The organism is Ectobacillus funiculus (genome assembly GCF_004138295.1).
Taxonomy (GTDB): Bacteria; Bacillota; Bacilli; order Bacillales; family Bacillaceae_G; genus Ectobacillus; species Ectobacillus funiculus.
This window is the reverse complement of record NZ_SCFM01000004.1, coordinates 468,273-492,396: the sequence shown is the minus strand read 5'-3', so window position 1 is coordinate 492,396 and position 24,124 is coordinate 468,273. Positions and strand designations below refer to the sequence as shown.

The following is a 24,124-nucleotide window of genomic DNA, read 5'->3' as shown; positions in this document are numbered from 1 at the left end:
TGCTTCCAACAAGCTGTGGGGCAACTTTTTCATTAGGAGATTTTATGGAAGTTGTCTTGTAGGACGAATAATTATTTCGTTAATCGCAACATCCATTAGATAATTTGTTTTGTTGGACGAATCAGGATTTCGCTTACCGCTACAGTTTCAGGTGTGTGCACCCATAATAATAACAACTTTATTTTGAATATTAGACATACTAAATAACATCCTTTCTTTGTTGTTTTAAAAACAATTCATTTGCAACTATAATGGTGGACATTGACTTCGCCCAGTAAAGAAACTCATCATTGATTGATTAATCAACATCTGCTTATAATTATTAAATAGAAACACGATGCTCTCAATGGTTAAATGAACGTAATTTGTTGATTACTCAACAAATCAATCAAAATTGTTGATTATCTTTAGGAAAGTCTGGTGACGTAACAATGCCAAAAGTAGATAGAAGAATAACCAAAAGCCAAGAAGCCATTAAAAGTGCTCTGATCGAACTGATGTCTGAAAAAAGTTTTGATCATATTACCATTCAAGATATTTCTGACAGGGCAAATGTGAACCGAGGAACCATCTATCTTCATTACTCCGATAAATTTGATTTATTAGATAAGATCATGGAAGAACATATAAACAACATGAGTAATTTTTGCGAGTCGGCAGCTGAAATGGATTTTATAGAATCGACTGTACATTGTATGGAATACTTTGAGAGTAATTATTTATTCTTTTCGACGATGTTAGCGAGTGAAGGGGCTCCTTATTTTCGTAGTCGGTTCCTTCAGTTTAATATCGAAGAGTTCAAGCATGATGTGGACATAACAAAAGGAAAAAACTATGGTCAAAATGAAGATGTACTTGTTCAATTTGTTGCAAATGCTTATGTAGGGGTAGTGGAATGGTGGTTAAAGAATGGAATGCCTTATCCACCTCGTGTCATGGCAGAAAAAGTAGGGGATTTGTTAGAGAGAATTGTATAAAATGTCCCTTACATTAGTGAAGAAGAAAGGGACAATTCCTTTAGAAGAGGCTTTTACTAGGGTATTGTCTCTTACTATTCATTAAAATATAGATTGTACTTAAAGTAATGGGTGCCAATGTTACATAAATCAAATGAAATTACTTTCTCTAACTAACGGTGCTTATGTGAACATGAAATCCCTCCAGTTAATCTGGAGGGATTTTGACAGTATTGACTCCCGACTTGGGGCTTCTTTCACACTGACCTTGTTGATATGTGCGCCCATTCCTCTCTCGGCTTCAGTAATAAACCAAACTTCCTTCAAAATACTCAACAATTTTGATTCATTTGTTCAATAATCAACAAATCGCGTTCATTTAACCATTGTAAGCATCCTGTTGCTATTTATAATTATAGACAAATGTTGATAAATGAGCTTTTGTTTTTTAGAACATCTCATTTAGTTAAATCGAAGTAACTTAAATAGTTGTTCAAATTTTAGTGACCAGCAAGTGAGTGATGAAGATGTTGAAAGAATCATTCATGGAATCGTCAAAGGAGGAAAACCTCGTGAAATCCAAAATTACATAAGGAAAAGAGGTCATGATTATGGGTTTTACAGAGGTGAGAGGCCTTGTTCCATACATCCTTGTTTCAACATCGGCGAGTCATACATGAGGTCGAAACTTCAAGTCAGTTATATAGAATAGAGTATAGGAGGAGAGGTATGGAAAGGAGGACACTTTGGTTCTTTATAGCTTCGATATTTATAATCAATCTCATTATCATTTGTGGTGTAAAAGTATTGGCGCACCAAATGAAATATCAGATAACTTCACCGACTGAGCAAAAGGTAACTATGATCATAAATGATGAAGCCGTTCGGAAAAAAGCAGAAACGCTGGGGATTCAAACGGAGGGAAAGAACACGCTCTTGTTAGAAAAAGAAATACAGGAAATAGAAGTGAAAAACGAAGCAAAGCAGCTTGGTATTGAGGTGGAAGGCAAAGGGCTGGCAGAGCTGTTCGAAGCCATTTATGAAACAAAACTTAGAAACGAAGCGGAGGAGCTTGGCATTGCCACAGAAGGCAAAGCGGCTTCGAACTTAATACAAGAAGTCTATGACGTAAAGGCAAGGAAAGAAGAAGAGGAACAAGGCCTTGTTATAGAAGGGAAAGATGTATCTGCTATTGCGGATGAGGTAATGGAAGTAAATTGAAAAATTTAATTGTTTATTTTTCAAAAAAAGAGCTATAGGAGTACGAGAACAATGGTTGAAAAACAATTTAAAATAATTACGAGTACGGGATTTGCTCGGCAAGCAACCGCATTGGTAAGGGTTGCTTGTCAGTTTGATTCGAATATATTTATTGAATATAAGAATAAGTCAGTAAGATTAAAGGGCTCTCCTCAATCTATCCTCGATGTTATGTCATTAGGAATTAGACCTCACACTCTATTTCATATAAGGATCGAAGGAATGGACGAGCATGAGGCTTTACAATCGCTAGAAGATCATTTGAGCAAAATTTAAGATTTATCCAATGAAGATAGGAGTTCTCCCTCAGACGATTTATATCTTCTCTAGGCGGAAAGACAAACATTTGGGAATTATGTTACATGATGATTAATCACGTTTTGTTACATACCTTATCCATAGTCCACTGTCGTCCAGTTTTTCGAGTGCTTTTAAGGAGAAATTTACTGGATTCGCTTTGTTTAGAAAAGAACTCGTTTCAAATAGTGTTACAGAGTTAGAGGCACCATCTGCAATTGGAACTAAAAGCAGGCTCAATTCATCAATTAATCCTTCGTTCAAAAAGGAGCCATTTAAAAAGCCTCCACCTTCTAGCATTAATTTATCGATTGAAAATAGACTTTTTAGTTTTTGCACTACGACAGTAAAATTTAAGTGTTCTTTCCCACCAAAAATATAAGATATACCTATTTTTCTCAGATGAGCTAAATAAGCATCAGATACTTGCTCTGTAAGTACCTCTACTATGTGGTCATCTGTCCTATGCTCATTCCATGACTCAATTGAATTTTCAGTCCATCCTAATTTCCCAGAGGGGTCTACTGCTATAGCATAACTTTCAGCATTTTTGTTTGCAACGTAATCAGTTCTAGGGATAGGTAGGATGTCTTCGTGTTTTAAATCTAATTTATGTCCAAAGGTAAAGTGTTCCTCCATGGTAACCCTACCACACATCCAAGCTTTAGATCCGTAACGTTCATGGATTTCTTCGTATACCTCTGTAAAAACAGCTGCTCGTTCCACTTTCAAATAATCTCCAATGATTTTCCCATCCAATGAAGTTGCCATGTGGCAAATAATATACGGTCTTTCCAAGCTTACAACCCCTTTAAACGATAAAATACTGCCCCAGAAATATGTACGATCATTTTATCCCATTCATCAATTTTCTTCTTGAAAAGAAAAGATTGGGGCATTAATCCAACATTATTGACTAATACATCTATTTTCCCAAAATTTTCGAGTGTATATGCAGCCAACCCTTCCATCCGTTCATGTGAAGAGACATCTGCTACTTTATATATAGCTTGTCCACTGTTGTTTTGAATCTCTTCTTGTAATTTCTTTAATTGGTTTTCACGACGAGCCGTTAGGACCAGCTTAGCACCTTTAGACGTAAGCTCTTTTGCAGTAACTTCTCCAATTCCACTAGAAGCACCAGTAATAAACCAAACTTCCTTGAACATACTCAACAATTTTAATTCATTTGTTCAATAGTCAACAAATCGCGTTCATTTAACCATTGTAAGCATCCTGCTGCTGTTTATAATTATAGACAAATGTTGATAAATGAGCTTTTGTTTTTTAGAACATCTCATTTAGTTAAATCGAAGTAGCTTAAATAGTTGTTCAAATTTTAGTGACCAGCAAGTGGGAGGGAAGATGTTGAAAGAATCATTCATGGAATCGTCAAAGGAGGCAAAACTTCGTGAGGCGGTTGCAAAAGAATTATTTTCAAAACAAAAATAAGAAAGGGTGTTATTTTAAAATGAAAAAAAAATCTATTATCACGCGTGTACTCACAGTGATAGCACTGGTCTTGCTTTTATCCGTGACCATCGTTGCATCCAAGACCAGCGTTGTCGCTGCATATACGCCGGACTTGTCCAATGGAGCAGACAACTTTTACAAGAGCAACAAGGTAACTATGAAGAAGGTTGAGTTTAAAAATCAATACAACATGAATGTTGTAGGGAATCTTTTTATTCCCAAAGGCTTGAAGAAGAATACCAAAAATCCCGCGATCATTGTCGGGCATCCTATGGGCGCAGTAAAAGAACAAAGTGCGAATTTGTATGCCCAGAAAATGGCTGAACAGGGATTCGTTACTTTGTCCTTGGATTTGTCTTTCTGGGGAGAGAGTGAGGGGCAGCCTCGTAACGCTGTTTCGCCGGATATCTATGCCGAGGATTTCAGTGCTGCGGTGGATTTCCTAGGCACCCGGTCGTTTGTTGACAAGGAACGGATTGGTGTTATTGGGATTTGTGGCAGCGGGAGCTTTGCCATCAGCGCAGCCAAGATCGACCCGCGCTTGAAAGCCATTGCGACAGTCAGTATGTACGACATGGGTGCCGCCAACCGTAACGGGCTTAAACACTCGCAGACTCTCGAGCAGAGAAAGAAGATTCTCGAAGAGGCAGCGGAGCAACGCTATGTGGAGTTCACAGGTGGTAAAACCAAATACACCAGTGGGACAGTACATGAACTAAATGAAAACTCTACTGCCATTGAGCGTGAGTTTTATGACTTCTATCGCACTCCAAGAGGTGAATTCACTCCCAAGGGCTCGTCACCTGAACTCACGACACACCCGACGCTTACTAGTAACGTCAAATTCATGAATTTTTACCCATTCGCAGACATAGAGACGATTTCTCCTCGTCCGATGCTTTTCATTACGGGTGAAAACGCTCATTCCAGAGAGTTCAGCGAAGACGCCTACAAGCTGGCGGCCGAACCGAAGGAACTCTACATTGTTCCGGGTGCAGGTCATGTGGATCTGTACGACCGGGTGAATTTAATCCCTTTTGACAAGCTCACATCCTTCTTCAAAGAAAATCTGAAGAAACAATAAGGCTTGTGTTGAAGATTGTAGAGGGCTTTGCGTGCCAATGGTGCTTTGATTGAAAAAGCTGTGTGAATCCTGCATATCTTGTCGGGGTTCACACTTTTTTGCACTTTAAGCAAGTATAAATTTCTAGCTGGGAGACCATTCGACGTAGCGAGAGATTTTAGAAATAAGGTATAAGGGTAACTATGCCTCTGTCTTCACCCAAGGGCAGGGCTCGCCAATCGGTGAGTTTTCTTTATCTGAATAGAATTCCATATGCTATGTAGGTTTGAAGGGGCGGTGTTACTCATTACCATATGCTGGAGTTTTTTATGCTTGGCGGATATAACGAATAGAGAGGGAGTCAGTATGAAAGTAATTCTCTTACCATCTAAAGACAACGCTATTCAACTTGGATTAAGAGTCAGATAGAAGCCAAGTCATGATGAATTTACGAGACAATAAAACGAAACTTGAAGGAGGAAAACGGGATGAAAAAACGATTATTTCATTCATTTGCGTTGCGTATTTTGGCGGTATTAATTGTAATCTATGGGGTGCATTCCTCCTTCGAGAGAGATATGGGTTCTAAGCTAACTATTTATAACCCCTTTGGTAATTGGTTCAATGATGATTCTATTATAAGATTTTTAATTGATCACCTATCTATCATAGGAATCTATATTTATGGGACACATTATGCTTTGAAATTCATTCAGAGACAGGAACAAAGAGCAGTTCAAAAAATCTGATATTGATTAGCCAAATGACAGAATAAAAGGGCATTAACTAAGAAATGAATTAATGCCCTTATTAAAATATTTTGTCTTAGGGAAGTTTTATACAATTCTGTCTAACAAATCCCCTACTTTTTCTGCCATGATACGAGGGGGATAAGGCATTCCATTCTTTAACCACCATTCCACTACCCCTACGTAAGCATTTCCAGCAAATTGAACAATAACATCTTCACTTAGACCTTCATTTTTTTCATTTGTTTTATGCAACTCGTTCTTGTACCCTTCCATAACATACTCTAGGAACTTACTACGAAAAGAAGGGGCTGCTCCTTTACTGGTTAACATGGTCGAAAAGAATAAATAATGAGTCTCAAAGTATTCGAAAAAGATCTGAATTGCATCTATCCATTCCTCTTGACATGCCCATTCATTTGTTTCCTTAAGCTCGTTTATATGCTCTTGTATCATTTTATCTAATAAATCAAATTTATCTAAGTAATGAAGATAGATGGTTCCTCGGTTCACATTTGCCCTGTCAGAAATATCCTGAATGGTAATGTTATCAAAACTTTTTTCAGCCATCAATTTAGTAACAGCTATTTTGATGGCTGCTTGGCTTTTGATTATTCTTCTATCCACCTTAGACATTTTAGTTCCCTAATCTTTTCTCAAGATAATCAACAATTTTGATTGATATGTTGAATAATCAACGAAATGCGCTAATTTATCCATTGTATGCAACCTGTTTTTATTTATAATTATAAACAGATGTTGATAAATCAATGTCTTAAGGTAAACGCATACAGAACGGATTGTTACTGTTAAATCAGGCAAAACCGATTACTTTAGGAAGAGGTAAGGGTTTTGCCTTTTTCTATTACTTGGAGGGGATACAGTATAAATCTGGGGGGTAGACAGTGAAAATCGAGAGAATATTAAACAATAATGCAGTTATTTCAACAAAAGATAAACAAGAGATCATTATCGTCGGACGAGGTATAGCTTTTAAAAAACAAGTTGGAGAGGAGGTTAATCAGGAACAAATAGATAAAGTTTTCACTTTAGAAAACGAAGATATAATGAAAAAGTTCAAGACCTTAATTGCTGATATGCCAATTGAATATATGGAAATATCTGAAAAAATCATTGCGTATGCAAAAATGAAGTTAGGTAAGAAGTTAAACGACAGCATTTATATTCATTTAACTGATCATATATACTTTGCAATTGAGCGTTATAGAAATAATTTGCCTATAAAAAACGGACTACTATGGGAAACAAGGCAATTATACAAAGAAGAATATGAGATTGGACTAGAAGCATTAAATATGGTATGTGAACAATTTGGTGTCATTCTACCTGAGGATGAAGCAGGGTTCTTAGCCCTTCATATTGTTAATGCTGAATTGAATGAAGAGATGCCCATTGTAAAAAATATGACGAAGGTTATGCAAGAAATATTAACGATGGTTAAATATCATTTTAAGATCGAGTTTAATGAAAATTCTTTACCATTCTATCGTTTTATTACCCATCTTAAGTTTTTCGCACAACGTCTAGTCAAGGGCAATCATTACAACAGCACAACAGATGATGGCTTATACCATGTAATACAGGAAAAATATCCAGAAGCCCATAAGTGTTCACAGAAAATAAAGAAGTTTATTGAGAGCTCTTACACATACGAATTAACAGACGAAGAAATGATTTATTTAACGATTCATATTGAAAGAGTGGTAAAAAGTAATTAACGGATGATCTTAGGGTTGTAACCTAACGGGCAAAACCTAAATCAAACATTCAAAATTGATTGTTTGATTTAGGTTTTTTTTATTAAGCTTTTTTACCATACGAATAGTTAAGCAGGGTTAGAATTTAACAAGAAATAAGGGGTGGAGAAATTGAGTTACCAAGGCTTAGCGAAAGAGATAGTCCAGTTGGTCGGTGGAGAACAAAACATAATTAGTGTTGTGCATTGTGCGACACGTCTACGTTTTACATTAAAAGATCATGGTCAGGCAGATAAGAAAAATCTTGAAAATTTAGATGGAATTCTCAGTGTTGTAGAGAATAGTGGGCAATTTCAAGTTGTCATTGGGAGCCATGTCTCCGAGGTTTATAAAGATGTGATAAAGATTGCAAATGTAGGTAGTACAGCAAAAGAATCATCAGAAAGATCAAAGGGAAATGTTATTGCAAGAATATTTGAAGTGATTTCAGGAAGTTTTTCTCCATTGCTCGGAGCCCTTGCTGGTGCTGGGATGCTTAGAGCGTTGTTAGCTCTTTTAACAATGACAGGGGTATTATCTACGGAAAGTGGAACGTACTCTATTTTGGTAGCGGCTGGGGATGCAATCTTTTTCTTCCTTCCCATTTTTCTAAGCATTACCCTTGCTTCAAAGCTTGGCGCAAATCCATACGTAGGTGGAATGATTGGGGCTGCGCTATTAGATCCGAATTTTACTAGCCTGCTGCAGAATCAAGGTGATATTACTCATTTTCTTGGTATACCGGTTGTTTTGATGAACTATTCTTCTTCGGTGTTCCCGGTTTTTATCGCAGTCAGTATTTATGCTGTTTTAGATCGGTTCCTTAGAAAAATCATTCACAAAGATTTACAAATGTTTTTGGTTCCGATGTTGTCTCTGATTATCATCGTACCATTAACGGCAATGGCATTTGGTCCTTTCGGAGTCTATTTGGGGAATAGCATTGGAGTATTTATTAATTTTCTATATTCTAAGAGTGGAATCTTGACAGGCGCCTTAATGGGTGGTGGATGGACTTTCCTTACCTTACTTGGGATCCACACAGGATTCACTCCGTTTATTCTTGAGAATTTGGCTAAGGGTGGGGATCCAATACTTGCATTGGTTTCCGCAGCTGTATTTGCACAAATAGGCTTGGCATTTGGGATTTTCTTAAAAACAAAGGATAAAAAAGTAAAGGCACTTGCTGGATCTACGTTATTGCCTGGACTTTTGTCAGGTATCACAGAACCAATTCTGTATGGGCTAATGCTTCGTTACAAGCGTACAATTCCTTATGTCGCAATAGCTGGAGTTGTTGGAGGAGGAGTTAGTGGTTTAGTTGGAGCAAAATCAATGGCATATGCATTTCCATCTGTTTTAAGTATTCCAATTTATTCACCATTAGTATCATATATTATTGCTATGCTATCTGCCTTTGCTGTTACAACGATTCTAACGGTAATTTTCGGATATGAAGATAAAAAGAAAGTAGAAGTGGAAGAAAACAAGGTAGAAGCTGGACAGACAATTATAAAACAAGAAGCAATTGTCAGCCCATTAACTGGGGTAATTAAACCGTTAGCAGATGTGGATGATCCAGTGTTTTCATCAGAAGCTATGGGAAAAGGGATTGCAATTGAACCAACTGTTGGAAAAGCTGTATCACCTGTGAACGGTACAATCACAACAGTTTTTCCGACAGGACATGCAATTGGAATTACGTCAGACGAAGGAGCAGAAATATTAATCCATATCGGAATCAATACAGTTCAATTAGGAGGGAAATATTATTCACCGGTTGTTAAACAGGGAGATCGGGTAAACCAAGGTGATCTATTAGTTCATTTTGATATTGAAAAAATTAAAGAGGCCGGGTACCCAGTTACTACTCCAATTATTATCACAAATACAGATCGTTATATCGATATTATCGAAATGAATAAAGAAACTGTTCAAGAAAATGATGGTTTATTAACATTAGTCATTTAATGTACTTTTTTAATATAGGGAAGAGATCTAGTTGCTCTTCCCAATAATTAAACTATAATCACGGAGGATACTAATTATGAGAAACGAAAAAATGAAATTTCCAGAAGGTTTCTTATGGGGCGGAGCTACTGCAGCAAATCAATGTGAAGGCGCGTTTGATGTTGATGGTAAAGGGATATCTGTGGCTGATACAATGCCTAGAGGTAAGGATAGATTTTCAATCATTGCTTCACCGGACTTTGATTGGGAGATAGATCCAAACAAATACTATTATCCAAACCATCTGGGTATTGATCATTATCATCGATTTAAAGAAGATATTGCTTTATTTGCAGAAATGGGATTTAAAGCTTACAGGTTTTCAATTGCTTGGAGCCGAATTTTCCCAAAGGGTGATGAAGTAACACCTAACGAGGCTGGACTGTCTTTCTATGAAGAATTGATTGATGAATGTTTAAAATACGGAATTGAGCCTGTGATAACAATTTCTCACTATGAAATGCCAGTTCATTTGGCAAAAGTTTATGGTGGCTGGAAAAACAGAAAACTGATTGGTTTTTTTGAAAATTATTCAAAAGTTGTATTGGAAAGATTTTACAATAAGGTGAAGTATTGGATGACTTTTAACGAAATCAATTCTGCAATGGAATTTCCGGCTTTATCTCAAGGGCTGATTGTATCTTCAGACGCTCAAGACTATACAAATCGGTTTCAAGCTTGGCATCATCAATTTGTTGCGAGTGCTTTAGTAGTAAAAATTGCTCATGAGCTAAGAGAAGATATTCAAGTAGGGTGTATGCAGATTTATGCCCCGTTATATGCTTTTGATTCGAATCCTGTAAATCAGTTTGCTTCCCAATTCAAGCAACGAGCTTTTGATTATTTTACGAGTGATGTTCAAGTTCGTGGATACTACCCAAGCTATTTCAATCAATTACTAAAAGAGTACAATGCAAAAGCTCCAGAAATTGAAGATGGAGATTTAGAGATTCTAAAAAACAATACGGTGGATTATATCGGATTCAGTTATTACATGAGCTTGGCAGTTAATGAGACCAATTCTGAAAAGAGCGATCCAGCGTCAGGAAATCTTATGCAAGGAGTTAAGAATCCATTCTTAGAAGCTAGTGAGTGGGGATGGCAAGTTGATCCTTTAGGGTTGAGAATCTCGATGAATGATCTCTGGGATCGCTATCAAGTTCCCTTGTTTATCGTTGAAAATGGGCTCGGTGCAAAAGATGAAATAGATGAAAATGGTGAAATTAACGATGATTATCGAATCGATTATTTGAAAAAACATATTATTGCTATGCACGAAGCTATGGAAGATGGAGTTGATTTAATAGGATATACGCCTTGGGGATGTATTGACTTAGTAGCAGCTTCTACAGGAGAAATGAGCAAACGTTATGGTTTTATTTATGTTGATTTAGATGATAACGGAAACGGTTCTCTCGATCGTATAAAGAAAAAATCTTTCTATTGGTATAAAGATGTAATTGCAACAAATGGAGCAAACATATAAAACTTTTATCATTTTTATATCTTTGTTAAACTAATTCGCATTGCTTTGATAACGACTAAACCAGGTTTAGATAATTAGCACGAAAAAACTCCCTTCGTTATTTCTAGAAGGGAGTTTTTAAAAATAAATGGAGACACTTGCATCTCCTTATCCAATTCATGTGCTTTGTTGCCAAAATAAGTGTAGCAGATCCAAGCTGAAAAATAGGACAACTTTATTTACACTGTTTTGTAGAAAAACGATATCTATTTGGAGGGTGGAATTCATTATGACATGGCGTCCAGACTTGCTTTCCCCCTCAATAACTTCAAGACTTAGGAGAAGGATTGTATGACTAAACGAAATAATTTACTTATATTCATATTGGCCGTAGGGGTTTTCGGAATTATTAATACTGAAATGGGGGTTATTGGGATATTACCTGCTATTGCTGATCACTTTCATATCAGTGTATCAAAAGCAGGATTGCTGGTGAGTCTTTTTGCTCTTACTGTTGCAGTAGCAGGTCCAACGATGCCATTATTGTTTGCGGGTGTAAATCGGAAGAAGGTCATGTTACTCGTACTTGGTGTTTTCGTTCTGGGGAACATTGTCTCCATCTTTACATCTAACTTTACCATTGCATTACTTGCTCGTGTAGTTCCAGCCTTTTTTCATCCCATTTATTGTTCGTTGGCCTTTACAGTAGCTGCTGCCTCAGGTAGCAAAGAAGAGGCTCCAAAAGCTGTTTCTAAAGTATTTATAGGAGTATCTGCGGGTATGGTAGTCGGTGTACCAATCGTAAGTTTTATTGCTAATACCGTTTCTTTAGAAATGGCTATGTCATTCTTTGCCGTTGTGAATGCTCTAGTATTCATTGCTACAGTATTATTTGTACCATCGATGCCTGTTAAGGAAAAACTTTCTTACGGTGCACAATTAAGCGTATTAAAAAAGCCCATTACATGGCTTTCCATTGCGGCTGTCATTTTATTAAACTCAGCCGTATTTGGAGTTTATAGTTATCTTGCAGAGTATCTAAAAACTGTTACGAATATGTCTCCGAATACAATTAGTTTAATGTTATTCATCTACGGTGGGGCCAATATTATTGGAAACATTGTGGCAGGGAAGTTACTTACTCATAGTGCCATCAAATCTGTAATATCTTTTCCTTTTGTATTGGGGGCTGTTTACATCATATTATTCTTCACAGGACAGTTTACCTTACCTATGGCAATCATTACTTTAATTTGGGGAATATTAGCTGGTATAGGAGCGAATATTAATCAATATTGGATTATGTCTTCGGCTCCCGAGGCTCCTGATTTCGCTAATGGCTTATTTTTAACATCCGCTAACTTAGGAACAACAATTGGTGCCGCTGTAGGTGGATTATTTATATCAGAATTAGGTACCGGGTACGTCGTATTGGTGGGAATCCTATCATTGATACTAAGTTTGGTAACTATTTTACTTAGAACCTACATGTTTACTCCTACACAACAGCTTTCTAGATAATGAATTAGGTATGGAAGGCTAGGGGGAATTCAAGTTTTATAGTCAGCAAACAAAAACAAGTCATTATATCGTATGGAAACGAAACACCGAAAGAACCATTCTCAAACGGGTTATGATGAGAATGGTTCTTTTTATTTCAGATTATTAACTTTATATAGTAATTTTTTATTAATAACTACTGATGAGGCTTCATTTTAACACTTCTTTTAGGAAATCTAGTTTCAACTTCGCGTTATCTTTAGTAATAATATCTACACCTGTATCAATATTTTTTCTAACTCTTTCTCCCTTTATTACTTCCCATGCGGTTTCAACACTTATATACCCCATATCATAAGGGTTTTGTGCTACGGTACTAGGTATAGTTCCATCTTCAATTGACTCAACCATTTTAGTAATTCCATCTGTTCCTACGACTGGTACTGTATTCCCGTGCTTCTTAATAACCTCTAAGGCATTTAATGCCATGACGTCATTGATGGCAAAGACACCTTTTATATTAGGATACTGCTGTAAAATCCTTGTCATTTCTTCTTTAACGTCCAAAGGTCTAAATGGTAATTCTACCAGCTTTTCTACAATTTTGATTCCTGCAGTTTCTAAACTAAATGTAGCCCCTTGGATCCGCTTATTTAAAACTGTACTGGTTAAATCTCCGGCAATCAGGACAACTTCATCTTTAGGATGCAGCTGCGAAGCTAATAATTCCCCTGCTATTCTGCCTAATTCAAAATTATCGGCACCAATATGAATGGTTCTATTTTTTAAAGGAACATCTGTGTCTAGTAACACTACAGGGGTCTTAGTTTCAACAGCCTTTTTTAAGTTGGATAGAACAACAGGTGATTCAAATGGAGAGACAACTAGTATATCTGGATGTTCCTTAAGAATATTTTTTATCATAGCTGCCTGTACATCTGCTGTTGAGCCGTAAGGAGGTGCGATAACTTTACCATCTATATCGAATTCTCGAAACCCCTTTTCCGCGCCTGCCTTCATAATATTCGAATACTGTGAGTCTAGGTCTTGTAAAACAACGATTACTTTAGGTCTATCGTCCGCTCTAAGGAACTTAACTATACAAGTGATCAGAAGGACAGTGATAATCAATAGGATGATCCATTTCCTTTTCATGATTTATCTCCCTTCTAGAAGGAGTAGTGCCAAGATTTTTCAAATTTACAATGTGAAGGACAAGCATAGTCCTATGAACATTTCCTGCTCAGTTCCAGGTAGCCAGTGATTTACCAACAGCATGAATCTTCATTAAGTTTGTAGTACCTGCTTCACCAACTGGTACACCTGCTGTGATCACAACTGTATCACCACTGTTTATAGTTCCTGTCTCTATTCCTGTCTGTATTGCTATTTCTAGCAGTTCATCTGTGGAATTCACCTGTTCCTTCGCAAGGTAAGCTTTTACTCCCCATATAAGAGCTAGCTTACGGCATACTCGTTCATCAAATGTAACTGCCACAATCGGGGATTTCGGACGATATTTCGCAACCATCTTTGCTGTATAGCCGCTCTCTGTTGGCGTTACAATCGCTGCTACATCTAGTGCAATGGCTGTATGTGCTACAGATTGACTGATTGCATCTGTGACTGTAGGTTTTGTTTCTTTTAGGTGCTTACGGAACGCGTCTTGATATTGTAACGAACGCTCTACGCGAGATGCAATGGTTGCCATCATGTTTACGGATTCAACCGGGTAAAGTCCTGCAGCGGTTTCACCTGAAAGCATGATGGCATCAGTTCCATCAAAAATTGCATTTGCCACATCACTTGCCTCTGCACGTGTCGGACGTGGGTTGCGCTGCATAGAATCCAGCATTTGTGTAGCTGTAATCACTGGCTTTCCTAAGATATTGCACTTCTGAATCAAACACTTTTGGACAAGAGGGACTTCTTCAGGCGGGATTTCTACCCCCATGTCGCCGCGTGCTACCATTAAGCCGTTAGATACTTCCAGAATAGAATCAATGTTATCAATACCTTCTTGGTTTTCAATCTTTGAAATGATCTGAATGTGCGTTGCACCGTGCTCTTTTACTAATTCACGGATTTCTAGTACGTCGGATGCTTTACGTACGAATGAGGCTGCGATAAAATCTACGTCTTGCTCAATACCGAATATGATATCCTGTACATCCTTTTCTGTAATACCCGGAAGCTGGATGCTTACGTTTGGCACATTTACGCCTTTTTTATTTTTGACTACACCACTATTCAATACTTTCGTGCGAATTTCACTATTTACTTTCTCAAGTACTTCTAGTTCAATTAAACCGTCATCGATTAAGATACGGGAACCGGCTTCTACATCATCGTAAAGCCCTTCATAGGAAACGGAGAATTTCTCTACTGTTCCTAGCACTTGTTTTGTAGAAATCACAACTTCTGCGCCTGCCTTCAGTTCAGCTTGTCCGTTTTCAAAGTCATGTGTACGAATTTCCGGACCTTTTGTATCAAGAAGAATGGCTACTGTTTTATTCGCTTGCTTAGCAGCCTCACGAATATTTTGAATACGAACCGCGTGCTCTTCATGACTTCCGTGTGAGAAATTAAGTCGAGCTACGTTCATTCCTGCTTCTATTAATTGTACTAATTTCTCAACACTTTCACTTGCAGGGCCAATTGTACATACAATTTTCGTTTTACGCATAACATACCTCCGGATATTTGTTGGAAACATTACTAAGTTCTTAGACTATTATTAGAAACTCTCACTAAGCCGCTTCGGTTCTTGCCTTACAAGGTATTATTCCTTATTTAAAAGAAATTCCTCCAAGGCTAAACCCGCCTCTTGTTCATCCTTTCCAGTTACAAGGAGTGTAAGTTCTGATCCCTCCCTAGCTGCTAGAGACATAACTCCCATAATACTTTTCCCATTTACTGATCTACCAGCTTTTATTACCAGTATTTCACTATAAAAGAAGGATGCTTTTTGTACAAATTTAGCAGTGTGTAGGGCTTGAAGCCCCTGTGGAAGTTGGATACTCACCTTTTTTTTTATCAAAAAACAATCGGCTATCTTTCTTAAGGATGATTCATATCAAACCCAAATATTGAGATGGGATGTATATGCCCTATATAAATAAAGATGTGAAGATTCGTAGTATATTTATCGCTGAGCTTGATAGCTCTCTCGGATGATTAACTCTGCCTTAAGCGCCGCTTACATTTCTAGCATGTAAGCGGTCATGCAAAAAACTTGTCACCATTTATTACTACTCAAAGTAAAGATAAGTAATTTTAAGTTAAATTTACTAAATTTATAAATAGAACATATCAAAAAAATCGTTTTCATTCAATGTATTTTTGATAAGTTCACTTAATTTTTTAAAAGTCAACTCGCTATTAACTGTAAGCTTTTTCGATTACCCTAGTGATTTTATGCGAAAAATGACAAAAAAACCTATAAAAAATAAAAATGCATGCTAAATGTGTGGGAAACATCAAATGATAATTTTAGTTAACGTAACTAAAATTATCATTTGTGAAATATGAATAACTTTAAGTGTGTTAGGTAATATATGGAATTAATGGTAAATTATTAATTAATCTATGATATCAAATCCATAATAAGGATCTTAATATTCGTTAGTCTTTAAAAGGGAGAATATTGCGATTGGAGGGTAAAATATAGTCAAAGACAATATTTTACCCTCCAATCGCAATAACCTACCGTTGAGGTTATTATGCAAGCATTTTATTATTATTTGTGTACATTATGAAGTTGAACTTTTATTTGATTCATAAAATAGCCGTCCCTACGAGATGATGACACTTTATTATGAATCAACCATCGGGAATCTTGCTTTATGGAGCAAGCCTTCTTACTTTATTATCAGAATAGCTTTGCGTCTAATTTATTTCATTCATGAAAAAAGAGACTATAGGGAGAGACCACGAATTATGATTATAAAACATTATTTTCTCAACGAGCTAGAACGGGAAATATGTGAACAAAAGCTGTTGAAACAAGACCCTGCATTAGATGAAACGGCAATTCTAGAGATGGATGATCGAGAACTGGTAGAGATGGATAAATCAAAGTAATACGCTTATTCTTTCTAAAAAAGGGTTAAGCACGGGGTACTCCCGTGCTTAACCCTTTTTTAGAGTAATAATATCAGTATGTCTAAGGTTTAAAGAATCTCCATTTCAACTCACATTTCTAAGTATGTTTCAGTGAAAAATAAACGTATGAGTATCTTAACAAATTTATGATAAACTAATTTGAAAATCGAAAATGAATTAGGGGCAGAAAAATGGAGTTAAGAGTACTTAGATATTTTTTGACAGTTGCACGTGTAGAAAGTATTACTCATGCGGCTGATATATTACATGTAACACAGCCTACGTTAAGCAGACAATTGGCGGATTTAGAAAAAGAGTTAGGGGCTCAACTACTTATACGCGGAAAAAGAAAGATATCACTAACAGATGCTGGTATGCTTTTTCGTCAGAGAGCAGAAGAGATTCTCACCCTTGCAGATAAGACGGAGAAAGAATTTAAAGATCGGAAAAACCTTGTAGGAGGTACAATATCTATTGGAAGCGTTGAAGCAACGGCATCACAAGTATTATCTAAAATATTAAAAGGATTTCACACTGAATATCCACAGGTAAGTTATCATATTTTTACCGGAACCGGGGATGAAATAAAGGAAAAAATAGATAATGGATTACTTGAGGTTGGAATTTTATTAGAGCCTATCAATATCAATAGTGAAAAATACGATTTTATCAGGTTGCCACAAAAGGAACGATGGGGAATACTTACAAAGACATCCTTTTCTCTTGCACAGAAGGATCATGTAACTCCTAAAGATCTTATTGGAGTTCCCCTATTCATTTCTGGTCGACCTGCAGTACAAAATGAAATTGCGAGTTGGTCTGCTGACGACTATGTTCATTTACATTTTGTAGCTACCTTTACTTTGATTTCCAATGTAATTAGTCTTGTAGAAAATGGTTTGGGACATGCAATATGTATTGAAGGTGCTCTTGCGATGAAGGATTCCAACCATCTTTGTTTTAGACCGTTTTATCCTGAACTCCAATCAGGGTGTGTGATTATTTGGAAAAAATATAAGATTATGAGTGAAACTGCGACTCGCTTTATTCAATTTATCAAGCATGCTTTACAGGCATAATAAAGTATAGATTATAGGTATTGGATATAGTTATTTATTTGGTGCTAGTATAAAGGTGCAAGGGCGAATATTGACCTTATTTTTACGTTAGTAGAGGCAGGTATTGGAGCGACGATAATGCCGGATTATATTTTAAGTCACTTTCATAAAAATAATATACGCTCATTACATATTGTTGGCTCTTCGTTGCGTAACGAATCTGCAATTGTATGGTTCAATAACCGCTATTTGTCGAAAATAGCTAAAAAATTTATTCATACATTTTTAAATAATTAGCAAGATTGTTTAAAATAATTCCCGAGTGAGCAGAAAAGCCCTAGAATTCTATGGAATACTAGGGCTTTTCTGCTTTTTGACTTAAACTTTAGTCTGGATTATATTCTACCATTTTTGCGATAATTGCACCAAGTATAAGCGCCCAAACAGGAGCACTAATATGAAGAAAGGACACGTTTGATAAGGCAACAATAAAGGAGAATAATGCACTTAATCGATATTGGTTTCCGGAAAAACCAGCCTGTAAGCTGGAATGCAGGGCTCCAATTAGAGCAAAACCAGCTAATAGGGAAACAAATGCCTGCGGTAAGGATTGGATGAACGGGACAATCTTCCAAGCGAAAACTCCAAATAGTACAATTATAATCCCCGATATAAGGGCGGCCATATATCGCTTTGACTTTGGCCCTGCATCAGGACCAGCACAGATTGCAGTCATCATTCCAGCGATATTAGCACTTTGTCCTCCGAAAAACCCCGCGATGATAGAAAAAACACCACTAACAGAAACAATTTTGCGAATGGGAGGATTAAATTCAGAACTTTCTAATGCAGCTATTCCAGGTGCTGCATCATTGCTAAGAATTAGCGCAGCAAGAGGAAGAGCCAATGTTACCAATCCCATCCATGTGAATTCTGGAGTCTGTAAGGATGGAAAGAAAAAAGCGGTTTCTGTGGATGTCATGTTCAGATTCTGAGTCGATAACATCACAAAGAAAGCCACGAATACAGCTACTATCACAGGTGGTAAACGTCTACTATATTTTGTGGCAATGAAAAAACTAATCAGTGCTGCTCCCCCAACCAAGGGCATCTCTTTAACTGAAGGAACAAGCCGAACGACATAACCAGTAACTAACCCCGCTAGCATTGCCGCAATAACCTCTCTCGGGACCCATTTAATGATTTTTGTAAAAAGGCCGGAGATACCGACGAGAAATATTAACAGACCAGATATCACATACCCACCGATTAACTGTGGATAGGTAAAATGAGAAGTAACTGTTGCTAGGAAGGCGACCCCTGTAATTGAATGACCACCAGTAATTGGAATCCGAAAGGCTAAAGGCATAAGAATACTGAATAGTCCACCAAAAAAATATACAGCGAACATCCAGTTTATGGTCTGTTGAGCCGTAAAATGACTGGAAGTCGCTGCCTCTAAAATAATGATCGCTGGTCCTGTCATGACCAAGGTGCTAGAAATTAGGCCGGAAGATATGTTTTGAGCTGTTATATTTGCAAGAAGATCATTTTTTCCTGATCCTTTGCCCAATAGAAAACTTTTTTGTCTTTTGTTTTCATCTGGTAATCCCATTTAATTAAATTCCTCATCCTTCTGTTGTCTAGTTAGCATAATCATTGGACAAAATTAGTGGATTGTCAAGAAGTCTTGTTTTTTTATGCCCTGTAATGATTAGTGTGTACACGTGAGGAGAATGCTATTTTAGTTAGGGTAATGAGTTCTATTTTGCAGGATAATCATTAAAGTAATACAAATTTAAAGGGGGGTGCCCCTCTAGTGAAAATAAAATGGAAATCAAGCACAGTTAAGATGTTCGTTTTATAGAGATAGATAAATGAAATAATGTTTTATTAACCATAAAATAGAAAAAGAATGCAAAGCAATTCCTGTTTTGAGTGACATACGGGGGTTAATGATAAAAGGAAAAGGTAGCTTGGATTAGCTACCTTTTGTTTTAGGTGAAAGCAACCTTTCAATGTTCAAGAACTGAGTGAAATAACTGGTTCAGATTTTTTATGATTAATCGGAGTGAACTAACTACATCATAAGTATATGAGGTTTCAATATGTTAGTAAGAAATAGTAACCATAATCTGGTCACTATTTCTTTTTTTGTACTGTTAATGTGTGGGTAGTACTTAAAAAATGTCGGTAAGTTCGGTATCTGAATAAACGGAAATTAACAAAACTGCTTTTCCCTCACCAATATTTTTAACAAAATGCGGTACACTTGCATTCCAACTGAAAGAATCACCTTCTTCAATAATCATCGAGTCTTCGCCTTGTTCTGCGATGACTCTTCCCTCTAATACTAAATGGCATTCTTCTCCCTCATGGGCATTTGCTTCACCCATTGAAGCACCAGGAGGAAATTCAACCAACATCATTTTTAATCCTCCTTTGGAAGATAAATGTTCTATTTTCAAATTGTTAAAGGTAGAGTGCGTTCTTTCAGTCTTTTTAATTACTCGCATGTGCTGCTTCTTTTCTAACAACAAATAGGGTAAAGGTACCTCTAGAAAATTTGATATGGTTTGCAAAGTGTTAATGGAAGGAGAGGTATTATTGTTTTCAACATTGCTGATAAATCCTTTTGAAAGTCCTGTTCCTTCACACATTTGAGCAATGGTGATTTTTTTCCTCTTTCGTATTGCGCGAATTTTTGATCCTATTTCCAAATTTCTCACCTCTAAAGTTTCCTAATAAAAAACTTAATTCTATATTAACAAAAAAACAATTGACAATCTACAAGGGGAATTGTTATCTTTTAGATAAATAATATTCATATAAGAAAACAAAAGCCGATTAGATGACTTATTTGTTCGTTGATATGTTTTTTTATATTCACATATTATCCTTGGTTAACAAGAAGAATCATTTTTAAATGCATCATTTTGATAGAGTGCTGGGAAAAGGTGATCTATTAACATTAATATGTTTAAATATACCTTTTGAAGGGATGATGAAAGTGAACTCACCAATGATTTATGAGCTTCGTCGACCGAAACGAGTCGAGCCAGATAAAATTTATCCTGCCCTTTTCGTAATGCATGGAATCGGAAGTCATGAACAAAACATGCTGCCTCTGGTAAACGGCTTGGAAGAGCAATTTTATATCTTTAGTATTCGTGGTCATTTGAAGCAGCCTCCCGGTTTCGCTTACTTTACGATTCAAGGGTATGGGAAACCTCATCGGGAAGTATTTGATGATGCTATTCATAAATTGTCGAGATTTATTGATTATGCCTCTGAACAATATCCTTTAGATTTAAGTCAATTGTACTTATTTGGCTTTAGTCAAGGAGCTATTCTTTCGATGACTCTTGGTCTGACATTAGGAGATCGAATAAAAGGCATTATTGCTCTAAGTGGCTATATTCCTGCATTCGTTAAGGATGAATACAACATAAAATCAGTCAAACAAATGTCTTTATTTATTTCTCATGGAGTAATGGATCAAGTCCTACCTTATGAGTGGGGAGTAGCAAATTACGAGTATTTTCAAGAGCTGGGTGTAACAGTAACGTTTAAAACATATCAAGAAGGACACACAGTATCGTTACAAAATCACCATGATTATATGAAATGGTTGTTTCATTCATTGGAAAAGTAAGACATGAAATATGTTTGGAGATGATATCATGCTTCCATCATTTTTTATTGCTCATGGGGCCCCGTTACTTGCAATTGAGAACAATGAGTACACTCAGTTTTTAAATCACTTAGGCATTACACTATCTAAACCAAAGGCAATTATTTTATTTTCGGCTCACTGGGAGTCGAATATTCAAAAAGTGAGCAGTGTCAATGAGTATGAAACGATTTATGATTTCGGCGGATTTTCTGAGGATTTGTATCGTATTAAATATCCGGCAAAGGGAAATGAGGAAATTACGAAGGAAATTATACAATTGTTTATAAACCAAGGTGTTCCTTATGAAGTGGATACGAATCGTGGATTAGACCATGGAGCCTGGGTGGTTCTAAGATTGTTGTATCCAGATGCAGACATTCCCGTTATTTCTATGTCTGTCAACCCGTATCTTTCACCGGAGGAGCAGTATAAGATTGGGAAATCTTTATCGGCGTTAAGGGAAAAGGATGTTTTAATTGTAGCTAGTGGAGGAACGGTGCATAATCTCAGAGCTTTGAATTGGGGGAAAGACACTACTGGGGAAATTGATGATTGGGCACTTGATTTTGATAATTGGTTATCCAATCATTTGAAAAATTGGGATGTAGAATCACTTTTCAAATACCAAACTTTAGCCCATAACGCTAACCTCGCAGTACCGCCGTATGGCGTTGAGCACTTTGTTCCCATTTTCTATGCTATGGGAGCAGCAGATGATCAAAGAACAGCAAAATTATTGCATCGTAGCTACCGATATGGAAATCTAAGTCATAGTGTTTGGCAGTTCGGTTGATAACTAGTCATCAAACACGCTGCAATATTTCAGTAATTATTCTTTTAAAATTATCATTTGGAGGAAATAACATGAAAAACAAATTTGAGGTAAGTACGTTGATTTTACGAGTAATCTTAGGAGTTAGTTTTTTTATACATGGGTTAGTCAAATTCCAAGGAGGAATTGAAAATATTGTAGGATGGTTTGAGAGTATCGGCTTACCTGGGGCATTGGCTTATGTTGTCGCATTCGTAGAGATGGTTGGTGGATTGGCAGTAGTCATTGGTTTAGGTACTAGAATTGTATCTGTTTTATTATCACTAGTCATGATTGGAGCTATTATTAAAGTGAAATTAGCTGTTGGCTTTTTAGGTAATGGACAAATGGCAGGTTATGAATTGGATTTGGCTTTTCTAGCGATGGCTGTGGTTATTGCGATCAATGGCAGTAACATATTTGCGCTTGACCACTTAATTTTTAATAAGCCAACGAACAGAAATAAGAGCAATACAGTAGCTTAGTTTTATCTTTACTGAAAAAGGATAAGACTCAATTAGGCATTACTTCAACCTATGATAGGATGGGTGAAATTTCATTTTCTGTTAGGTAATTCTGTGTTAAAAATAACATTAATTTCCATTTAATCAACATTTTTCATCACTATTCATCTTGATCTTAATGTAAGTTCATAGAACCCGTTACCTCTTTCCCATTATGCGAAAGAGCGCGAAGAAAGCGAGTACTTCGGCGACTTTGTTATCCATGCTGGTATCGTCAAAGCAACCACAGGCGGCACGAACTTCCCTGATTAAGATGTGCTAGAGACAGGAAAGATATCCTGTCTCTTCTTTAGTTTATCTTATTATTCAAGGTCTCTTATTATTCGATACATAGATAGAGATCTTGATTCGGTTTAAAGTGGTTGGTTTGAAAATCAATAAATTGGAGGGTTACTTTTTTTGTGTGGTCGTTATGATTAAGAAGAGCAGAAAGGTCTATGATTGTTTTTTCTACATGTATTTTAAGCCTAGAAAAGACAGTTGAAGTCACTATTGAAGCAAAAAAGATAGATAAGAACATAGCTAAAATAAAGTTTTGTGCCATGGAGAATATATAGGAATAAATTAAACGGAAGGCGGAAATCTGTGTGGGAAAAGGATTGGTAGGGAAGCGAGTTGCTATTGGCGCTTCGCGTAATACAGATGAAATTAGTACATTAATTCAAAAGCAAGGAGGTGTTCCTGTTATTCGCTCCCTTCAAGGAACCGTTTTTTTAGCTGAGAAGGAAGTGGAGCCTGACTTGCAAAGGTTTGTTCAAGAAGGGGCAGATTGGGTTATTTTCACGACAGGGGTTGGAACGGAGACTCTTTTAGATGTAGCAAGGAAGCTTGGTTTTGAGGAACAATTTTTAAATATAATTCATCAAGCTAAAGTGGCTTCAAGGGGATATAAAACATTTTCGTTTTTAAAGAAGCTTGGGGTTAAACCAGTTGCGGTGGATGGAGATGGGACTACCCAAGGACTCATTCGTTCTTTAGAAAGCTTTGATTTTTCAGGGAAAAGAGTGATGGTCCAGCTCCATGGGGAAACAGCACCAAAGCTAACGGAGTTTCTTGAAAGTAGAGGGGCTTCTGTATTAAAGCTTCTGCCTTATCAGCACATCGCTCCTGAGTCAGAGACAGTTGCAAGGTTGTGTCAGGAGTTGTTGCGTAACGAATTAGATGCTGTATGTTTTACAACTGCTATTCAAGTTCGCTCTCTCTTTGAGTTTGCAAGGAAACAAGGCTACTTTACAGATATCGTGCATTCTTTCCAAAGCGATGTCTTAGCTGTTGCTGTTGGGAAGGTTACCGCGGAAGTCTTAAAAGAAGAAGGTATTGAGCAATTACTTGCTCCTAAGCATGAAAGGATGGGGGCAATGATTGTAGAATTATCCCGCTACTATGAAAAATAGTTATGGGTTAACTAGCTGTCAACCTTG

General features: G+C 36.8%; 23 protein-coding genes and 2 pseudogenes. 17 read left to right on the top strand and 8 right to left on the bottom strand.

What is annotated here, in order from left to right; genetic code table 11:
* Positions 1 to 431 precede the first annotated feature (431 nt).
* The 3 genes from EP737_RS03855 to EP737_RS03845 all read left to right on the top strand — a co-directional run bounded on the left by EP737_RS03855 (position 432) and on the right by EP737_RS03845 (position 2,492).
* A complete protein-coding gene (locus EP737_RS03855; RefSeq protein ID WP_129726567.1) occupies positions 432 to 977 on the top strand; it encodes a TetR/AcrR family transcriptional regulator in 546 nt (181 codons plus the stop codon).
* 708 nt (positions 978 to 1,685) lie between these two features.
* The gene (locus EP737_RS03850) at positions 1,686 to 2,177 is read left to right on the top strand and encodes a hypothetical protein (RefSeq protein ID WP_129726566.1); all 492 of its coding nucleotides are present in this window, start codon (positions 1,686 to 1,688) and stop codon (positions 2,175 to 2,177) included.
* 51 nt (positions 2,178 to 2,228) lie between these two features.
* Complete coding sequence (locus EP737_RS03845) at positions 2,229 to 2,492, top strand: HPr family phosphocarrier protein (RefSeq protein ID WP_129726565.1); 264 nt, start codon at positions 2,229 to 2,231, stop codon at positions 2,490 to 2,492.
* Between the two features lie 93 nt (positions 2,493 to 2,585).
* Here the strand turns inward: EP737_RS03845 and EP737_RS03840 are convergent, their stop codons facing one another.
* Together EP737_RS03840 and EP737_RS03835 are read right to left on the bottom strand one after the other, a co-directional pair.
* Positions 2,586 to 3,311: a RibD family protein gene (locus EP737_RS03840; protein WP_129726564.1), complete on the bottom strand. Its 726-nt coding sequence runs from the start codon at positions 3,309 to 3,311 to the stop codon at positions 2,586 to 2,588.
* Positions 3,312 to 3,313: 2 nt separating this feature from the next.
* The gene (locus EP737_RS03835; protein WP_246040174.1) at positions 3,314 to 3,682 is read right to left on the bottom strand and encodes an SDR family oxidoreductase; all 369 of its coding nucleotides are present in this window, start codon (positions 3,680 to 3,682) and stop codon (positions 3,314 to 3,316) included.
* 302 nt (positions 3,683 to 3,984) lie between these two features.
* Here EP737_RS03835 and EP737_RS03830 point away from each other — a divergent pair, with 302 nt between their 5' ends.
* Complete coding sequence (locus EP737_RS03830; RefSeq protein ID WP_129726706.1) at positions 3,985 to 5,070, top strand: alpha/beta hydrolase; 1,086 nt, start codon at positions 3,985 to 3,987, stop codon at positions 5,068 to 5,070.
* Between the two features lie 467 nt (positions 5,071 to 5,537).
* Complete coding sequence (locus EP737_RS03825) at positions 5,538 to 5,798, top strand: hypothetical protein (protein WP_129726562.1); 261 nt, start codon at positions 5,538 to 5,540, stop codon at positions 5,796 to 5,798.
* An 87-nt stretch (positions 5,799 to 5,885) separates the two neighbouring features.
* On the opposite strand, the gene EP737_RS03820 is transcribed toward EP737_RS03825, so the two are convergent.
* Positions 5,886 to 6,434, bottom strand: a complete 549-nt coding sequence (locus tag EP737_RS03820) for a TetR/AcrR family transcriptional regulator (RefSeq protein WP_129726561.1) — start codon at positions 6,432 to 6,434, stop codon at positions 5,886 to 5,888.
* Between the two features lie 269 nt (positions 6,435 to 6,703).
* On the opposite strand from EP737_RS03820, the gene licT reads away from it, so the two are divergent.
* The 4 genes from licT (at position 6,704) to EP737_RS03800 (ending at position 12,551) form a co-directional block, all read left to right on the top strand.
* Positions 6,704 to 7,537 (top strand): BglG family transcription antiterminator LicT, encoded by an 834-nt coding sequence (gene licT / locus EP737_RS03815; RefSeq protein ID WP_129726560.1) that lies wholly within the window; start codon positions 6,704 to 6,706, stop codon positions 7,535 to 7,537.
* Positions 7,538 to 7,687: 150 nt separating this feature from the next.
* Complete coding sequence (locus EP737_RS03810) at positions 7,688 to 9,526, top strand: beta-glucoside-specific PTS transporter subunit IIABC (protein ID WP_129726559.1); 1,839 nt, start codon at positions 7,688 to 7,690, stop codon at positions 9,524 to 9,526.
* Positions 9,527 to 9,602: 76 nt separating this feature from the next.
* Entirely contained in the window at positions 9,603 to 11,051 is a 1,449-nt protein-coding gene (locus EP737_RS03805) for a glycoside hydrolase family 1 protein (protein ID WP_165350691.1), read from the top strand.
* A 330-nt stretch (positions 11,052 to 11,381) separates the two neighbouring features.
* On the top strand, positions 11,382 to 12,551 hold the full coding sequence (locus EP737_RS03800; RefSeq protein ID WP_129726558.1) for an MFS transporter: 1,170 nt from the start codon (positions 11,382 to 11,384) through the stop codon (positions 12,549 to 12,551).
* Positions 12,552 to 12,740: 189 nt separating this feature from the next.
* On the opposite strand, the gene EP737_RS03795 is transcribed toward EP737_RS03800, so the two are convergent.
* The 3 genes and pseudogenes from EP737_RS03795 to EP737_RS03785 all read right to left on the bottom strand — a co-directional run bounded on the left by EP737_RS03795 (position 12,741) and on the right by EP737_RS03785 (position 15,555).
* Positions 12,741 to 13,685, bottom strand: a complete 945-nt coding sequence (locus tag EP737_RS03795) for a sugar ABC transporter substrate-binding protein (protein WP_129726557.1) — start codon at positions 13,683 to 13,685, stop codon at positions 12,741 to 12,743.
* Positions 13,686 to 13,785: 100 nt separating this feature from the next.
* A pseudogene (gene pyk, locus EP737_RS03790) lies at positions 13,786 to 15,216 on the bottom strand (pyruvate kinase); the annotation flags it as partial.
* 96 nt (positions 15,217 to 15,312) lie between these two features.
* Complete coding sequence (locus tag EP737_RS03785; RefSeq protein ID WP_342772880.1) at positions 15,313 to 15,555, bottom strand: HPr family phosphocarrier protein; 243 nt, start codon at positions 15,553 to 15,555, stop codon at positions 15,313 to 15,315.
* Between the two features lie 914 nt (positions 15,556 to 16,469).
* Between EP737_RS03785 and EP737_RS25425 the strand changes: the two genes are divergently transcribed.
* The 3 genes from EP737_RS25425 to EP737_RS26815 all read left to right on the top strand — a co-directional run bounded on the left by EP737_RS25425 (position 16,470) and on the right by EP737_RS26815 (position 17,989).
* Positions 16,470 to 16,613 carry a hypothetical protein gene (locus tag EP737_RS25425; protein ID WP_165350690.1) on the top strand — a complete coding sequence of 48 codons (144 nt, stop codon included), beginning with the start codon at positions 16,470 to 16,472 and terminating at the stop codon, positions 16,611 to 16,613.
* Positions 16,614 to 16,825: 212 nt separating this feature from the next.
* Entirely contained in the window at positions 16,826 to 17,713 is an 888-nt protein-coding gene (locus tag EP737_RS03780; RefSeq protein WP_129726555.1) for a LysR family transcriptional regulator, read from the top strand.
* A 69-nt stretch (positions 17,714 to 17,782) separates the two neighbouring features.
* The gene (locus EP737_RS26815; protein WP_129726704.1) at positions 17,783 to 17,989 is read left to right on the top strand and encodes a LysR family transcriptional regulator substrate-binding protein; all 207 of its coding nucleotides are present in this window, start codon (positions 17,783 to 17,785) and stop codon (positions 17,987 to 17,989) included.
* Positions 17,990 to 18,077: 88 nt separating this feature from the next.
* Here the strand turns inward: EP737_RS26815 and EP737_RS03770 are convergent, their stop codons facing one another.
* Positions 18,078 to 19,307: a benzoate/H(+) symporter BenE family transporter gene (locus tag EP737_RS03770; RefSeq protein ID WP_129726554.1), complete on the bottom strand. Its 1,230-nt coding sequence runs from the start codon at positions 19,305 to 19,307 to the stop codon at positions 18,078 to 18,080.
* A 565-nt stretch (positions 19,308 to 19,872) separates the two neighbouring features.
* Positions 19,873 to 20,412 carry a helix-turn-helix domain-containing protein gene (locus EP737_RS03765; RefSeq protein WP_129726553.1) on the bottom strand — a complete coding sequence of 180 codons (540 nt, stop codon included), beginning with the start codon at positions 20,410 to 20,412 and terminating at the stop codon, positions 19,873 to 19,875.
* Between the two features lie 281 nt (positions 20,413 to 20,693).
* On the opposite strand from EP737_RS03765, the gene EP737_RS03760 reads away from it, so the two are divergent.
* From EP737_RS03760 to EP737_RS03745, 5 genes and pseudogenes are all read left to right on the top strand, one after another.
* Entirely contained in the window at positions 20,694 to 21,347 is a 654-nt protein-coding gene (locus EP737_RS03760) for an alpha/beta hydrolase (RefSeq protein ID WP_246040173.1), read from the top strand.
* Between the two features lie 28 nt (positions 21,348 to 21,375).
* Complete coding sequence (locus EP737_RS03755) at positions 21,376 to 22,161, top strand: dioxygenase family protein (protein WP_129726552.1); 786 nt, start codon at positions 21,376 to 21,378, stop codon at positions 22,159 to 22,161.
* A 71-nt stretch (positions 22,162 to 22,232) separates the two neighbouring features.
* Positions 22,233 to 22,664 (top strand): DoxX family protein, encoded by a 432-nt coding sequence (locus EP737_RS03750; protein WP_129726551.1) that lies wholly within the window; start codon positions 22,233 to 22,235, stop codon positions 22,662 to 22,664.
* 183 nt (positions 22,665 to 22,847) lie between these two features.
* Positions 22,848 to 22,955, top strand: a pseudogene (locus EP737_RS26180) (hypothetical protein); the annotation flags it as partial.
* Positions 22,956 to 23,290: 335 nt separating this feature from the next.
* Positions 23,291 to 24,097: a uroporphyrinogen-III synthase gene (locus tag EP737_RS03745; protein WP_129726550.1), complete on the top strand. Its 807-nt coding sequence runs from the start codon at positions 23,291 to 23,293 to the stop codon at positions 24,095 to 24,097.
* The last annotated feature ends 27 nt before the right edge of the window (positions 24,098 to 24,124 follow it).

Coding starts and splice junctions, on each gene's coding strand:
- EP737_RS03850 (WP_129726566.1), top strand. CDS start 1,686: ATGGAAAGGAGGACACTTTGGTTCTTTATAGCTTCGATATTTATAATC.
- EP737_RS03750 (WP_129726551.1), top strand. CDS start 22,233: ATGAAAAACAAATTTGAGGTAAGTACGTTGATTTTACGAGTAATCTTA.
- EP737_RS03800 (WP_129726558.1), top strand. CDS start 11,382: ATGACTAAACGAAATAATTTACTTATATTCATATTGGCCGTAGGGGTT.
- EP737_RS03805 (WP_165350691.1), top strand. CDS start 9,603: ATGAGAAACGAAAAAATGAAATTTCCAGAAGGTTTCTTATGGGGCGGA.
- EP737_RS03795 (WP_129726557.1), bottom strand. CDS start 13,685: ATGAAAAGGAAATGGATCATCCTATTGATTATCACTGTCCTTCTGATC.
- EP737_RS03770 (WP_129726554.1), bottom strand. CDS start 19,307: ATGGGATTACCAGATGAAAACAAAAGACAAAAAAGTTTTCTATTGGGC.
- EP737_RS03830 (WP_129726706.1), top strand. CDS start 3,985: ATGAAAAAAAAATCTATTATCACGCGTGTACTCACAGTGATAGCACTG.
- EP737_RS03780 (WP_129726555.1), top strand. CDS start 16,826: ATGGAGTTAAGAGTACTTAGATATTTTTTGACAGTTGCACGTGTAGAA.
- EP737_RS03835 (WP_246040174.1), bottom strand. CDS start 3,682: ATGTTCAAGGAAGTTTGGTTTATTACTGGTGCTTCTAGTGGAATTGGA.
- EP737_RS03820 (WP_129726561.1), bottom strand. CDS start 6,434: ATGTCTAAGGTGGATAGAAGAATAATCAAAAGCCAAGCAGCCATCAAA.
- EP737_RS03855 (WP_129726567.1), top strand. CDS start 432: ATGCCAAAAGTAGATAGAAGAATAACCAAAAGCCAAGAAGCCATTAAA.
- EP737_RS03845 (WP_129726565.1), top strand. CDS start 2,229: ATGGTTGAAAAACAATTTAAAATAATTACGAGTACGGGATTTGCTCGG.
- EP737_RS03755 (WP_129726552.1), top strand. CDS start 21,376: ATGCTTCCATCATTTTTTATTGCTCATGGGGCCCCGTTACTTGCAATT.
- EP737_RS03825 (WP_129726562.1), top strand. CDS start 5,538: ATGAAAAAACGATTATTTCATTCATTTGCGTTGCGTATTTTGGCGGTA.
- EP737_RS25425 (WP_165350690.1), top strand. CDS start 16,470: ATGATTATAAAACATTATTTTCTCAACGAGCTAGAACGGGAAATATGT.
- EP737_RS03760 (WP_246040173.1), top strand. CDS start 20,694: ATGATGAAAGTGAACTCACCAATGATTTATGAGCTTCGTCGACCGAAA.